The 13,983-nt window shown below is 70.6% G+C and carries 14 protein-coding genes; 7 read left to right on the top strand and 7 right to left on the bottom strand.

Translation table 11 applies throughout. The annotated features are described in order from the left end of the window. Positions 1-397: 397 nt before the first annotated feature. Positions 398-1,699, bottom strand: a complete 1,302-nt coding sequence (gene tyrS / locus Vgi01_RS22275; RefSeq protein WP_102659309.1) for a tyrosine--tRNA ligase — start codon at positions 1,697-1,699, stop codon at positions 398-400. 97 nt (positions 1,700-1,796) lie between these two features. On the opposite strand from tyrS, the gene Vgi01_RS22270 reads away from it, so the two are divergent. The 6 genes from Vgi01_RS22270 (at position 1,797) to Vgi01_RS22245 (ending at position 6,228) form a co-directional block, all read left to right on the top strand. Continuing rightward, entirely contained in the window at positions 1,797-2,189 is a 393-nt protein-coding gene (locus Vgi01_RS22270; RefSeq protein WP_102659269.1) for a PaaI family thioesterase, read from the top strand. 63 nt (positions 2,190-2,252) lie between these two features. Then, complete coding sequence (locus Vgi01_RS22265) at positions 2,253-2,834, top strand: IS607 family transposase (RefSeq protein WP_102656234.1); 582 nt, start codon at positions 2,253-2,255, stop codon at positions 2,832-2,834. Next, positions 2,831-4,210 (top strand): IS607 family element RNA-guided endonuclease TnpB, encoded by a 1,380-nt coding sequence (tnpB, locus tag Vgi01_RS22260; RefSeq protein ID WP_204292243.1) that lies wholly within the window; start codon positions 2,831-2,833, stop codon positions 4,208-4,210. Before Vgi01_RS22265 ends, tnpB begins: the two co-directional genes overlap by 4 nt. A gap of 119 nt (positions 4,211-4,329) precedes the next feature. Continuing rightward, the gene (locus Vgi01_RS22255) at positions 4,330-5,556 is read left to right on the top strand and encodes an NRAMP family divalent metal transporter (protein WP_204292242.1); all 1,227 of its coding nucleotides are present in this window, start codon (positions 4,330-4,332) and stop codon (positions 5,554-5,556) included. Continuing rightward, the gene (locus Vgi01_RS22250) at positions 5,553-5,933 is read left to right on the top strand and encodes a hypothetical protein (protein WP_102659271.1); all 381 of its coding nucleotides are present in this window, start codon (positions 5,553-5,555) and stop codon (positions 5,931-5,933) included. The genes Vgi01_RS22255 and Vgi01_RS22250 overlap by 4 nt, the downstream gene beginning before the upstream one ends. Further along, positions 5,920-6,228 carry a PRC-barrel domain-containing protein gene (locus Vgi01_RS22245; protein WP_204292241.1) on the top strand — a complete coding sequence of 103 codons (309 nt, stop codon included), beginning with the start codon at positions 5,920-5,922 and terminating at the stop codon, positions 6,226-6,228. Before Vgi01_RS22250 ends, Vgi01_RS22245 begins: the two co-directional genes overlap by 14 nt. Here the strand turns inward: Vgi01_RS22245 and Vgi01_RS22240 are convergent. The 6 genes from Vgi01_RS22240 to Vgi01_RS22215 all read right to left on the bottom strand — a co-directional run bounded on the left by Vgi01_RS22240 (position 6,176) and on the right by Vgi01_RS22215 (position 11,200). Continuing rightward, positions 6,176-7,555: a hemolysin family protein gene (locus tag Vgi01_RS22240; RefSeq protein ID WP_204292240.1), complete on the bottom strand. Its 1,380-nt coding sequence runs from the start codon at positions 7,553-7,555 to the stop codon at positions 6,176-6,178. The two genes, Vgi01_RS22245 and Vgi01_RS22240, sit on opposite strands and share 53 nt — an antisense overlap. Positions 7,556-7,718: 163 nt before the next feature. Continuing rightward, a complete protein-coding gene (locus Vgi01_RS22235; RefSeq protein WP_102659274.1) occupies positions 7,719-8,468 on the bottom strand; it encodes an SDR family NAD(P)-dependent oxidoreductase in 750 nt (249 codons plus the stop codon). Between the two features lie 51 nt (positions 8,469-8,519). After that, entirely contained in the window at positions 8,520-9,143 is a 624-nt protein-coding gene (wrbA, locus tag Vgi01_RS22230; protein WP_102659275.1) for an NAD(P)H:quinone oxidoreductase, read from the bottom strand. Between the two features lie 317 nt (positions 9,144-9,460). Continuing rightward, positions 9,461-9,931: a MarR family winged helix-turn-helix transcriptional regulator gene (locus Vgi01_RS22225; RefSeq protein WP_199180263.1), complete on the bottom strand. Its 471-nt coding sequence runs from the start codon at positions 9,929-9,931 to the stop codon at positions 9,461-9,463. Between the two features lie 86 nt (positions 9,932-10,017). Then, a complete protein-coding gene (locus tag Vgi01_RS22220) occupies positions 10,018-10,650 on the bottom strand; it encodes a hypothetical protein (protein WP_204292239.1) in 633 nt (210 codons plus the stop codon). 70 nt (positions 10,651-10,720) lie between these two features. Then, a complete protein-coding gene (locus Vgi01_RS22215; RefSeq protein ID WP_102659277.1) occupies positions 10,721-11,200 on the bottom strand; it encodes a GNAT family N-acetyltransferase in 480 nt (159 codons plus the stop codon). A gap of 180 nt (positions 11,201-11,380) precedes the next feature. Here Vgi01_RS22215 and Vgi01_RS22210 point away from each other — a divergent pair, with 180 nt between their 5' ends. Further along, positions 11,381-13,972 carry a cation-translocating P-type ATPase gene (locus Vgi01_RS22210; protein WP_204292238.1) on the top strand — a complete coding sequence of 864 codons (2,592 nt, stop codon included), beginning with the start codon at positions 11,381-11,383 and terminating at the stop codon, positions 13,970-13,972. Positions 13,973-13,983 lie beyond the last annotated feature (11 nt).

Below are 13,983 nucleotides of genomic sequence, written 5' to 3'. Positions count from 1 at the left end.
GCTGGTTTCCGCCGTGTCAAATCGGCTTGCGCCGGTTTGTCACGCTTCCACCCTTTCTCCGGGCGCCATGAGCGAATCGGCTGACGCCGTTACGTTCGTGGTTTCCGGCAGGCCAGCCGCTGCGGTTTCCCGCTAGCGCGCCTGGGCCCCTGCCAGCGGCCAACCATACCCGGTCGGTTCCGCTCCACCAAATCCGCCTCGCGGCGACTCTGGGGCACCACCCGGTCCCGTCTCGAAGCGGCTACGCCGCCCGCTCGGGAAGGTTGACCTGCGCTCGGCCTTCAGGTCTTTCGACCTGTTTCGTCCGGTCCGCGCTGGCAGAGAGAAAGTTACGCGCCCGGCGGTTCGATCGTCAAATCCGCCGGACGCGTCGCGCGTCACACTCCGCGACAGTGGCTCATTCGACCGCGGCGGGAACGTCCAGTTCGACACCGGCGAACGAGCGCTTGCCCCGGCGCAGCACCAGGTAGCGGCCGTGCAGCAGGTCGTCGGCCCCGATCACCGCGTCCGCCTCGGTGACCCGGACGTTGTTGACGTAGGCGCCACCCTCGGCGATCACCCGGCGGGCCTCCTTCATGCTGGGCACCAGGCCGGACTCCTTGAGCAGGGCGGCCGCCTCCGGCAATTTGTCGAGGCGTACCAGGCCGGCTTCGGTGAGCGCGGCGCGCAGGGTCGCCGCCGACAGGTCCGCCAGGGAGCCTCGACCGAACAGCGCCTGACTGGCGGCCACCACCTGGGCCATCTCCCGCTCACCGTGCACCAGGGTGGTGAGTTCCTCGGCGAGGGCACGCTGGGCGGCACGGGACGCGGGCCGTTCCGCGGTCTCCTTCTCCAGCGCTTCGAGCTCCTCGCGAGAGCGGAAGCTGAAGTAACGCAGGTAGCGCCCGACATCGCGATCGTCGACGTTGATCCAGAACTGGTAGAACGCGTACGGGCTGGTCATCTCGGGGTCGAGCCAGATCGCGCCGCCCTCGGTCTTGCCGAACTTCGAGCCGTCGGACTTGGTGACCAGCGGTGTGGTGAAGGCCTGCACCGGGCCGGCGCCGCGACGGCGGACGTAGTCGACGCCGGCGGTGATGTTGCCCCACTGGTCGGAGCCGCCGAACTGGAGTTGGCAGCCGTACCGGCGGTGCAGTTCGAAGAAGTCGTTGGCCTGGAGCAACTGGTAGCTGAACTCGGTGAAGCTGATGCCGCTCTCCAGCCGGGCCCGGACCACCTCCCGCGCCAGCATCTTGTTCACCGGGAAGTGCTTGCCCACGTCCCGGAGGAACTCGACCACCGACATCTCGCCGGTCCAGTCCAGGTTGTTGACCAGCAGGGCTGCGTTGTCACCGGTGTACGACACGAAGGGCGCAAGCTGGTCGCGGATGCGCTGCACCCAGCCGGCGACCACCTCGGGCGCATTGAGGGTGCGCTCGGCGCTCTCCTTCGGGTCGCCGATCTGACCGGTCGCGCCACCGACCAGCAACAGCGGACGGTGGCCGGCGAGTTGCAGGCGGCGTGCCGTGGCGACCTGCATCAGATGGCCGGCGTGCAGGCTGGGCGCGGTCGGATCGAAGCCCACATAGAAGACGGTCGCCGGGCCGTCGAGCAGTGCGCGTAGCTCGTCGGGGTCGGTGGAGTCCTGGATCAGGCCACGCCACCGCAGGTCGTCGGTGAAGGAGTCCCGCCCGGCCGGCGGGAGGTTGCTGTCGGTCACGGTCACCGATTCTCCCCCATCAGCGCCTCTGTGCCCTACCGGGTTCGCACCGCTGCCACCTCGGTAGGGTGACGTTGCCAAGATCGAGGAGGCCGCCATGGAGATGTCCGAGCTCTCGACCGGGTTCTTCGCCCTGCTCGGTTTGGAGTACGGGGAGACCAGCGGTGATCGGGTGACGGTCCGTTGGCGGGTACGGCCGGAGCTGCTGCAACCGTACGGCATCCAGCACGGCGGGGTCTACTGCTCGGTGGTGGAGACCGCGGCCAGCGTGGGTGCCGGCATCTGGTTGGGTGAGCGCGGACGGGTGGTCGGCGTGTCGAACCAGACGGACTTCCTGCGTCCTGTCGGCGACGGGGAGTTGACCGCGGTCGCCACTCCGGTGCACCGGGGGCGCAGTCAGCAGTTGTGGCAGGTGGAGATCACCGACGCCAAGGATCGCCTGGTCGCCCGGGGACAGGTCCGCCTGCAGAACCTCTACCCCGACAGCTGAGGGCTGACAACTGCTGGCGTGTCGGTCGTCATTAGTGCTCAATAGTTGTCTATAGTCGGCATCGTGAACTTGAAGGAATGGGCGGCGGCCACGGGAATCTCGTACGCGACGGCACGTCGGCGTTACGAGTCCGGGACGCTGCCCGTTCCCGCCTACCGGATGGGCCGCCTGATCATGGTCGGCGAGCCGGTCACCGCAACGACGGCAGGGACCGGGCAGACCGTGGTGTACGCCCGGGTGTCGTCGGCCGATCAGAAGGCGGACCTGGACCGGCAGGTCGCACGGGTCACCGTGTGGGCCACCGGGCAGAGGCTAGGCGTCGATCGGGTGGTGACCGAGGTTGGGTCCGCGTTGAACGGGCACCGTAAGAAGTTCCTCGCCCTGCTCCGCGACCCCGCTGTGACGACCATCGTGGTTGAGCACCGAGACCGGTTCGCCCGCTTCGGTGCCGAGTATGTCGAGGCCGCCCTGACCGCGCAGGGCCGCCGTCTGCTGGTGGTCGATCCGGCCGAGGTCGATGACGACCTGGTCCGCGACGTGACCGAAATCCTCACCTCGTTGTGCGCCCGCCTGTACGGCCGCCGCGCTGCCGCGAACCGTGCCCGCCGCGCGGTTGAAGCCGCCACCGAAAGCGGCTCGGCGTGAAGACGATCCAGGCGTACCGGTTCGCGCTGGATCTCACCCCGGGTCAGGAACGCGACGTGCTCGCGCATGCCGGGGCCGCCCGCGTCGCGCACAACTGGGCGCTCGCGAAGGTCAAGGCGGTTATGGACCAGCGCAGCGCCGAGCGTTCCTACGGTGTGCCGGACGAGGAGTTGACGCCGTCGCTGTCCTGGTCCCTTGCCGGGCTGCGTAAGGCGTGGAACGCCGCGAAGCCCGACGTGGCGCCGTGGTGGGGCGAGGTGTCCAAGGAGGCGTTCAACACCGGCCTGGACGCTCTGGCTCGCGGGTTGAAGAACTGGGCCGGCTCCCGCAGGGGCACGCGGGCCGGTCGGCCTGTCGGGTTTCCCCGGTTCAAGTCCCGCCGCCGCACTACACCATCGGTGCGGTTCACCACCGGGGCGATCCGGGTCGAGCCCGACCGGATGCACGTGGTCCTGCCCCGGCTGGGCCGGTTGAAGCTGCACGAGTCGGCTCGCAAACTGGCCCGTCGCCTGGACAACGGCACCGCCCGGATCATGTCCGCGACCGTACGGCGTGACGGCGGGCGCTGGCACGTCTCGTTCACCGTCGAGGTCGACCGTGCCGAACGCATTCCGGCCCGGCCCGCATCGGTGGTCGGTGTAGATGTCGGGATCAAGCACCTTGCGGTGCTGTCCACCGGCGAACTGGTCGACAACCCGCGCCACCTGGTCGCCGCGCAGCAGCGCATGCGTGCTTTGGGTCGTGCGCTGTCGCGTAAGACCGGCCCGGACCGGCGTACCGGACGACGGGTGTCGAAACGCTGGGAGCGGGCAGCGGCCCGACTCGGTCGTGCGCACGCGCGGGTGGCGAACCTGCGCCGTGACGGCCTGCACAAGCTCACCACCCGGCTCGCCCGCGAGCACGGCACGGTCGTGGTGGAAGACCTCAACGTCACCGGCATGCTGCGGAATCGCAAGCTGGCCCGGCACATCGCCGACGCCGGGTTCGCCGAGATCCGCCGCCAGTTGGCGTACAAGACCGGGTGGAACGGTGGTCGGCTGCTCGCGGCCGACCGCTGGTACCCGTCCTCGAAGACCTGCTCGGGCTGCGGCGCGGTGAAAGCCAAGCTCGCCCTTTCCGAGCGTGAATACCAGTGTGAGGCGTGCGGCCTGGTTCTCGACCGGGACCGCAACGCCTCGCTCAACCTGGCCGCACTCGCGGCTGAGTTCGACACCGCCGGGAGTGGCCCGGTGGCAGCACGTGGAGCCGACCAGAAGACCCGCGTACGCGGGCAGGTGGCCGTGAAGCGTGAATCCGGCACGGCATCCGCCGGTCAGACCGGGACCGTCTTGCCGCAAGGCAGGACTACCGACCGTGTGCTCACTAAAGCGCACTGAGAGGTAACGGTGTGATCGGGGAGTCGTCGAGCGACAGACCCCCTATGCCCGTTTCACAGTAGTTTGCGGCTTGGCGGCGATATTGTCGCGTCGATGACCGAGCCCGCGACGCCGTCGACGTGAAGAAGCTGCTCGCCGCCACGCTCGGCATCCTCTCCGCGGTCGGTGGCTTCGTCGACATCGGCGACCTGGTGGCCGCCGGTCAGGCCGGCGCCCGCTTCGGCATGGCCCACTCCTGGGTGCTGCTGCTCGGCGTGATCGCGATCTGCGCGTACGCCGAGATGGCCGGACGGATCGCGGCAGTGACCGGCCGCGCGGTGTTCGACCTGGTCCGGGAGCGGCTCGGGGCCCGCATGGCGCTTGTCAACCTGATCGCATCGTATGTGGTCACGGTGATCACCCTGGCCGCCGAACTGGGCGGTGTGGCACTGGCGTTGCAACTGGCCAGCGGGGTGCCGTACCTGCTCTGGGTGCCGGTCGCCGGGGCGGCGGTGTGGCTGGTGCTGTGGCGGGTGCGCTTCCCGGTGATGGAACGGCTGTTCGGGCTGGCCGGCCTGACGTTGGTGGTCTTCGCCGTGGCGCTGTTCTGGTTGCCGACCGACTGGGCGGCACTCGGGCGTGGCGCGGTGAGCATCGACGACGGCGGGCAGGGGTGGGGGGCGTACTGGTTCGTCGCGGTGGCGCTGTTCGCCTCGACCGTCAGCCCGTACGAGGTCTTCTTCTTCTCCTCCGGCGGTGTGGAGGAACGGTGGAGCGCCGCCGACCTGGCTGACGCCCGGTTCAGCGTGCTCGTCGGCTTCCCGGTCGGGGGGTTCCTGGCGCTGTCGCTGATCGCCACCGCGACGGTGGTGCTGCGGCCCGCCGGCCTGACCGTCTCCGACCTCGACGACGTCGCCCATCCGGTCGTGCTGGCCTTCGGCGGGGTCGGCCTGGCGATCGCGGCGCTGGCGTTCTTCGCGGTCACCTTCGGCGCCGCGTTGGAGACCGGGTTGTCGGCCGCGTACGCCGCCGCGCAGTATTTCGGTTGGCAGTGGGGCAAGCGGGTCAGCCCGCGTGAGGCGGCCCGGTTCCACACGGTGTTGCTGGTCAGTGTGCTGCTCGGGGTGCTTCTGCTGCTCACCAGGATCGATCCGGTGACGCTCACCGAGTACATGTTGATCATCAGTGCGGTGGCGTTGCCGCTGACCTACCTGCCGATCCTGGTGGTGGCCAACGACCGCACCTATCTCGGCGACCGGGTCAACGGTCGGTGGCTCAACGTGCTGGGGGCGGTGCTGCTGCTGGTCATCGTGGCCGCGGCGATCGCCGCCATTCCGGTGGCCATCGGGACCAGAATGGGGCAGTGAGGATCCAGGTCAGCCATGATCTGCTCGACCGCCAGCTCGTCGACGTCGACGGCCGGCTGATCGGCAAGGTCGACGACGTGGAGTTCGCCCTGGACGCCCATGGGACGCCGTACCTGCGAACGCTGCTCACCGGGCCGGGCGCGCTCGGGCTGCGGGTCGGTGGCCGCATCGGCCGGATGCTGGTGTTGACCGCGGAACGGTTCGTCTCCGACCGGCCGATGGTGCCGCTGCGCATCCCGTACGGGTTCGTCGCACGCATCGACAGCGCGGTGTGGCTGCGGATACGCGCCGAGGACCTGCCCACCTCGCCGGTGGAGTTGTGGCTGCGTCGCCACCTGATCGGCAGGATTCCCGGGGCCGGCCGTGCGGGCGGGTGAGCTGCTCGGCCGCACCGCGTACGACGAGCAGGGCCGGCGGCTGGGTCGGGTGGTGGATCTGGTGGTGCGCGGCACGCCGGGCGGACCGTTGCGGTTGACCGATCTGGTGGTCACCCGGCACTGGTACGGGCGGCTCAGTGGCCGGTTGATCGGGCCGGAGCGCCATCCGTCCGGGCCGTGGGTGATCCGTGCCGTCGCCCGGTTGCTCGGCCGCAGCACCGTGCAGGTGCCGGTGCACCGGCTCAGGCTCGATCCGCCGGTGCCAGGTCTGCCCGAGGATCCCCCGAGCCGTTGACGGCAGCGGACTCCGGTGACTCCTGCTCGGTCGCGTCCGGTGACTCCGGGTCGGCTGCCGATTCGGTTCGGCACAGCCGTACGCCGGTGATGGCACGGTCGTCGACCTCGGTGATCTCCAGCCGCCAACCGTCGACGGTGAGGTGCTCGCCGATGGTGGGGATCCGCCCGAGGGCGGCGAGCACCAGGCCGGCGACCGTGGTGTAGTCGCCGGCCGGGCGGGCCGGCAGTTCCACGCCGATGTCCGGCAGGTCGTGCACCGGGAAGGTGCCGGGCAGCGCCAACGCGCCGTCGGCGTCGGTACGCACCTCGCGGATGTCCCGGTCGGTCTCGTCGTAGATCTCCCCGACGATCTCCTCGAGGACGTCTTCCAGGGTGACGATGCCGTCGACGGCGCCGCGCTCGTCCACGACCAGCGCCATGTGTTGGCGTTCCGCCTTGAACTGGCGCAGCGCGTCGACCACCGACACCGAGTCCGGCAACAGCATCGGTGGTCGTACGCACTCGTCGACGGGCTGGTCGTCGCGGACGCCGACCAGGTCCCGCAGGTGGATGACGCCGACCGTGTCGTCCAGGCCGCCGTGGCGGACCACCGGTGCGCGGGAGTGCCCGGAGGCGGCCAGCACCAGCCGGGCCGCCTCGGCGGTGGTGCCGCTGTCCAGGCAGAAGACGCTCAGCCGGGGCACCAGCACGGCGCGCAGCTTCCGGTCGGCGATCTCCACGGCACCGGCGATGATGGTCTGCTGCTCCTTGGTGAAGCCGTGGTTGCCGGCGACGATGTCCCGTAGTTCGTCGGGGCTGATCTCGTCGCGTTCCGGCTCCGGGTTCAGCCCCGCCATCCGGACCACCAGGTCGCTGGTGGCGCCCAGCAGCCACACCGCCGGGCGGGTGAGCGTGGCGAGCAGGTCCAGCGGGCGGGCGACGAGCAGTGCCCAGCGCTCGGGGATCTGCATTGCGATCCGTTTGGGGGCCAGTTCCCCGAAGACCAGGGTGACGAAGGTCAGCACCAGGGTGACCAGCACGATGGCGACCGGTTCGGCGGCTCGACCGAACACGTCCAGCAACGGTGTCAGGGGCCGGGCCAGTGACACTGCCGCCGCCGCCGAGGCGAGGAAGCCGGCCAGGGTGATGCCGATCTGGATGGTGGCCAGGAACCGGTTGGGGTCGCGGGCCAGGCGGGCCAGCACCTGTCCGGCTCGGCTGCTGCGGGCCAGCCGTTGGATCTGGCTGTCACGCAACGACACCAGAGCCAGCTCACTACCGGCGAAGATCGCGTTGATGACGATCAGGACCGCGACCAAAGCCAGCTGACTCCAGTAGCTCTGCACGCCCGGCTCCCTCGTTGGACCGCGCCCGGTGGCGCCGCCGGTGGAAGTCCCACCGGCGTAGCGGTGCCTATGCCCAGTGGCTCCGACGGTGAATCATCGTCATCATCCGGGCAGGTCGAGCACGTACGATCGCGCGGCGCCACCGTCGGGTATGGCGTGCCCGCTACTGAGGCAGCCCCTGGTAGTTGGCCGGCCCGGCGACCTGTCCGCCGTCGCCGGCCACCTCGCTGCCGGTGACGAACCGCGAGTCGTCGCTGGCGAAGAAGAGGACGATTCCCGCGATGTCGTCAGGCTCGCCGACCCGCCCGAGCGCGATGTTGCTCGTGTCGAACGTGACGCCTGCGGTCATGGGTGTCCGGATCTGACCGGGATGGACGGCGTTCACGCGGATTCCGTGGACGCCCAACTCCAGCGCGGCGGTCTTGGTCAGGCCGCGTACGCCCCACTTTGCCACCACGTAGCCGGACATTCTCGGCACGCCCTGGAGGGCGCCGACGGAGCCGATGTTGACGATGGACCCGCCACCGGCCCGCTTCATCGCCGGGACGACAGCCTGCATGCCGTTGAAGACGCCGATCAGGTTCACGTCCAGCGTGCGCTGCAACCGCGCGGTGTCCCACTGCTCCAGCGGCGCCGGGTCGGCGACGCCGGCGTTGTTGACCAGGATGTCGACGGAGCCGAACCGCTTCTCCGTCCGCTCGACAAGTGCGACCCACTCGTCCGCTGATCGGACGTCGAGTTTCTCGGCGACGGCCTGCGGTCCGAGTTCGAGGGCGAGCGCCTGCGCCGCCGTGAGGTTCACGTCGGCGATGACCACGTTCGCACCCTCGGTCACGAACCGGCGGACGGCGGCGGCGCCCATTCCCATCGCGCCGCCGGTGACCACCGCTGTCTTTCCCTGTAGCCGTGTCATTACCAATTACCTTCTTCCGTGTCAGAGGTGCGAGGGCTCGGTGGCGCGCGATCAGGCGGCGCTTCCCGACTTGAGGGCCCGTGCGATACGCACGACACGTTCGGCCTGGTGGCGGGCGGAGTTGCGGGTGTCGTCGTCGATCGTGCCGAGGTCCGGGCCGAACACGGCGTGGTGTGAGGTGCCGTACGGGTTGCCGTCGACGAACTTGATCGGGTCGGTGTATCCGGGCGGCACGATGATGCCGCCGAAGTGGTGGATGGTGTTGTACATGGCGAGCAGGGTCGACTCGTGCCCACCGTGGCGGGTGCTGGTCGAGGTGAAGCCGCTGTAGACCTTGTCGGACAACACGCCGGCCAGCCACAGCGGCGACAGGGTGTCGAAGAACTGCTTCATCTGCGCCGCGATGTTCCCGAATCGGGTCGGTGATCCGAGGATGATCGCGTCGGCCCAGGTGAGGTCGTCCGAGCTCGGGGCGGGTATGTCCGCGGTGGCCGCGTGGTGGGCGGCCCAGATCGGGTTCGACTCGATGGCGGCCTGCGGTGCCAGTTCGGCCACCTTGCGCACTCGCACCTGCGCGCCGGCGGCCTCCGCCGCTGCCGCCATGGTGTTGGCGATGTTGGTGCCCGTGCCGGTGGACGAGTAGTAGATCAGGGCGAGGTTGACGACGTGGGACATGGTGGGCGCTCTTCTCCTTCGAGGTGCGGGCTTCATGTGCCCGGCTGCGTAAGGGGCGGACCTGCGGGCCAAACCTAGCCGCGTTTTGGTGATGCGTCACCCTTAAGTGTCGGGTGACACATCACCCTCTTGAGATCCGGCAGATAGCGCTGATAGCTGCAAACCACCCATACGATCCCGTGAAAAGCGCAGCAAGGGGCATCAGCCGCACAGCAGGAGCGGTGATTCGTCACCTAGTACCAGGGCGGCATCGAATGGCCCACGCCCCCGCTACGGACGATCCGTCACCGTGCCCCGGGTGCGGGGCGGAAGCTGCCTCAGTCCTCGAAGAGTTCGTTCTCGAGGTTGTCCAGCACCGCTTCCGACACGGCAGCAAGGGTGTCGAGCTGACGAGGGCTGAGCACGTCGAGGAAGAGCTGACGCACGTATCGCAGGTGCAGTGGCGTCGCCTTGTCGATCACCGCACGCCCCTCGTCGGTGAGGGCGATACGCGTACCGCGTCGATCCTCGACGCAGCTCTGACGCTCCACCAGCCCTCGCCGAGTCATCCGCGAGATCTGATGGACCAGGCGCGTCTTCTCCCACCTGAGGACTTCCCGCAGCTCGATGACGCGCAGCGGACCGTTCGGCGACAGGCGCAAGGCGCTCAGGACGGCGAAATCCGCCAAGGAGATCTCGGCCTCGCGCAGCAGCTGACGGTTCAGGCGCCGCCGGACGTCCTCCTGCATGGTCAGGAACCCGAACCACGCACGCCGCTCACGGTCATTCAGCCGCTCAGACTCACTCACCCCTAAACGCTACCGCCGGCGGGATGCGCTCGACTGAGCCGAGGAGCCGCCGGGCCAGGGGGCAACGAGGCATCGTCCGCACCGCACTACCGCGGCACCGACTCCGTGACCAGGTCGAGCACGTACGACTGGCCGTGCGGACGGAATCCGATGCGCTGGTAGTAGGGGGCGCGCATGCCCGGCGGGCTGATCACCCGACGGAAGCCCCGGTCGGTGAACAGGCTGCTGCGTCGGTAGACGAACTCGCCGGGGGTGAAGTCCCGGAAGGCCGGGGTGACGTAGTCCAGGTCGACCTGGGCCACGCCGTCTCCGGCGTCGTGGGCGAGCACCACGCCGACGACCTCGTCGGCGCGTACCACCAGGAAGGCCGAACGGTCGGCCACCCGATCGGGGTGAAAACCCGGGTTGAACCGGGCGATGTCGGCGGCGTGCACCCGCAGCGTGTGCGCCAGGAACGCGTCGTCGGCATTCACCTCGACCACCTGGTAGGTCTGCTCGTCGTGCCGGGTGGCGAGCAGTCGCCGCAGATACCAGAGGTTGATCACCGCCAGGACGATGTTGAGCCCCACCATGGGCCACACCCGCAGCGCGCCGTTGTAGCCGATGAGCACCAGGCAGCCGATCAGGTTGACCGCCCGCAGCCGCAGGATGCGCGTCTGCAGCAGCGACCAGACCAGCAGCGCGGAGCCGGTCCAGCCGACGAGTTCCAGCCAGTTCACTCCGCGAGGGTAGTGCCATCCAGGTCACGCCGCCGCCTGGCGGGGCGGGGCGATCAACCCCGGCGGGGTGTCAGGCCGGCAACTCCAGCAGGTACTCGTCGATCTCCTCGCCCCGGCCGGGGGCGTACGCCCGTTCGGTGGCCCGGACGACGAACCCGCAGCGGCGCAGCACGGTCAGCGAGCCGACGTTGTCGGTGGCGGTGCGCGCGTACAGCGGGCGGCGGGTCACCTCGCGCAGCAGGGCGGCCAGCGCGCGGGTGGCGTAGCCGCGACCCCACCGGGCCGGGTCGATCCAGTAGCTGACTTCGGTGCGCCCCTCGGCGGGGAAGGCCAGCACGTGCCCGACCACCGCGTCGTCGACGGTCACGGTCCAGGCGAGGTTCTGCGGGTCGGTGAGGATGCGCATCCAGTGCGCGGCGAACGCCCGCGTGTCGGCCGGGTCGGCGGCGCCGAAGGCGGCCATCCGGCCGGCCTCGGGGTCGAGTTGGTGGGCGTAGAACTCCGGCAGGTCGTCCTCGGCGACGGCACGCAGCCGTAAGTCGTCGCTCATCGCCGATGACGATACGCCGTGCGATCGGCAGGGCCGTTGGTCCCGCGCCGAGCGGGCCGTCGACTCTGCCGGACACCTGTGGTGGCGCGCCACCCTGATGGTGCAGGGCAGCCGTCGGGGCACGGCCTCGGGGCAGAGGTGAAGCGGTGAGGGGTTCGAGGGCGTGGGCAGGGGTGCACCGTGAGCACTGACATCGTCACCCGGCCGGTAACCGTCGACGGACTCAGCTCCGCCGAGGCCGCCGAACGGCTACGCCTCGACGGGCCGAACGCCGCCGAGGCGCCACCCCGCCGACATCTGACCGTCCGCGTCCTGCGGCAGCTCACCGACCCGCTGGTCGCCCTGCTGCTGGCCGCCGCCGTGGTCACCACGGTGCTGCGGGACTACCCCGACACGGCGGTGATCCTGCTCGTCGTCGCGGTCAACACCGTCATCGGCGTGGTCCAGGAGGTACGCGCCGAGCGGGCGATCGCCGCGCTCGACCAGCTGGCCGCACCGACCGCCCGGGTCGTGCGCGACGGCCAGGACCTGGTGCTGCCCGCCGCCGACCTGGTCCGGGGCGACCTGGTGCGCATCGAAGCCGGCGACGTGGTCCCCGCCGACCTGCTGCTCGACGAGGCCAACCGGCTGCGCCTGGACGAGTCGGCGCTCACCGGCGAGTCGCTGCCGGTGGCCCGGGACGTCGGCGAGGAGGCCAGCGCCGGCACCGTGGTCACCGTGGGCCGGGCCACCGGCACGGTGGTACGCACCGGCGCGGCGAGCGCGCTGGGCCGGATCGCCACCCTGGCGGCCACCACCCGACCGGGTCCCACCCCGCTGCAGCGGCGTCTGGCGGCGCTCGGCCGGGTCCTCGGCCTGGTCGCCGTACTGCTGTCCGGGCTGGTCTTCGCCATCGGCGTGCTCAGCGGGCGACCGCTGGTGGACATGGCGGTCACCGCGGTGAGCCTGGTGGTGGCCGCGGTTCCGGAGTCACTGCCCGCGGTGGTCACCCTCGCGCTCGCGCTCGGCGCACGGCGGATGGCGCAGTCCCGGGCCATCCCCCGCCGGCTGCACGCGGTGGAGACCCTCGGTTCGGTCACCGTGATCGCCTCCGACAAGACCGGCACCCTCACCGAGGGGCGGATGGCCGTGCAGCACGCCCGCACCGCCGACGGCGCCGGCTTCGACATCACCGGCACCGGGTACGCCCCGCACGGCGCGATCCACCGCGACGGCCAGCGGATCGCGGTCACCGACGAGCTGCGCCAGCTGGCCCGGGCCGGGCTGCTGTGCAACGACGCGACGCTGACCCCGCCGGACGACAAGCGGCCCGAGTGGGGTGCCGTCGGTGACCCGTTGGAGGGTGCCCTGGTGGCCTTCGCCGCCCGGTGCGGCCTCGATCCGCAGGCCACCCGCCGCGCGTGGCCGCGCGTCGCCGAGCACCCCTTCGACCAGGAGTTGCGCCGGATGACCACGGTGCACCGGTGCTGCGACAACAGGTATCTGGTGGTGTGCAAGGGCGCGCCGGAAAACGTGCTGGCCGCGCCGCTTGTCGACGCCGACGCCGAGGAACTGGCCGAACTGGCCGCCGCGGCACAGGAGATGGCGGGCGCGGGGCTGCGGGTGCTCGCCCTGGCGGCGGCGCTTGTGGACATGCCGCCGGTCGACTCCGCCCACCCGGTCGGGCTGCGGGTGGTGGGCCTGGTCGGTGTCGGCGATCCGCTGCGCACCGGTGCGCCGGAGATCGCCGGCAGCTTCACCGAGGCCGGGGTGCGGCTGGTGCTGGTCACCGGCGACCATCCGGCGACCGCGGCGGCCATCGCCGGTCAGCTCGGCGTCTGGGACACCGGCGACCCGGTGGTACGCGGCGACGACGGTGACCCGGCCGAGGCCGACCCGGCGGCCCGGGTGTTCGCCCGTACCCGCCCGGAGCAGAAGCTCGACATCATCGCCGCGATGCAGGCGCGCGGGCATGTGGTGGCGATGACCGGCGACGGGGTCAACGACGCGCCGGCGCTGCGCCGCGCCGACATCGGTGTGGCCATGGGCGGCGGCACCGAGGTGGCCCGGCAGGCGGCCGACCTGGTGCTTGTCGACGACGACCTGTCGACCGTGGCGACCGCCATCGGCGAAGGGCGGCGGATCTACGACAACATCCGGCGGTTCCTGCGCTACGCGCTCTCCGGTGGGGTGGCCGAGATCGTGGTGATGCTGTTGGGTCCGCTGTTCGGGCTGGCCGTGCCGTTGCTGCCGGCGCAGATCCTCTGGATCAACCTGCTCACCCACGGGCTGCCGGGTGTCGCCCTGGGCGCGGAACCGGCGGAGCCGGGGACGCTGCGCCGGGTGCCGCGCTCGCCGCAGGAGTCCGTGCTCGGGGCGGGCCTGGGCCGGCACATTCTCATCGCCGGCACGTTGATCTCTGCGGTGACCCTCGGCGCGGGTGTGCTGGCCGCGCACTGGGACCGGCCCTGGCAGTCGGTGGTCTTCGTGGTGCTGGGTCTGGCCCAGCTCGGGGTGGCGTTGGCGGTCCGCGCACCGCGCCCGCCCGGTGGCCGGCGGGGCAATCCGGCGCTGCCGCTGGCGGTGGCGATCTCCGCGTTGTTGCAGGTCGCCGGGGTGCTGGTGGCGCCACTGCGGGACCTGCTCGGCACCGAAGCGCTGGGTGCGGTGGAACTGCTCGCCTGCGCCGCGGTGAGCGTCCTGCCCGGCCTGCTGCTCCGGCTGACGATGGTGATTCGTCGCCGGAAGGCGGGGTCGGTGAACCTGACCTCCCCTGATGGGTCAGGCTGGTAGTGAGCCGAAGG

Origin of the sequence: Micromonospora gifhornensis (assembly GCF_016863515.1) — a bacterium.
GTDB lineage: Bacteria > Actinomycetota > Actinomycetes > Mycobacteriales > Micromonosporaceae > Micromonospora > Micromonospora gifhornensis.
Note: the sequence above shows the minus strand (reverse complement) of the source record. Positions and strands in the feature narration are given on the sequence as shown.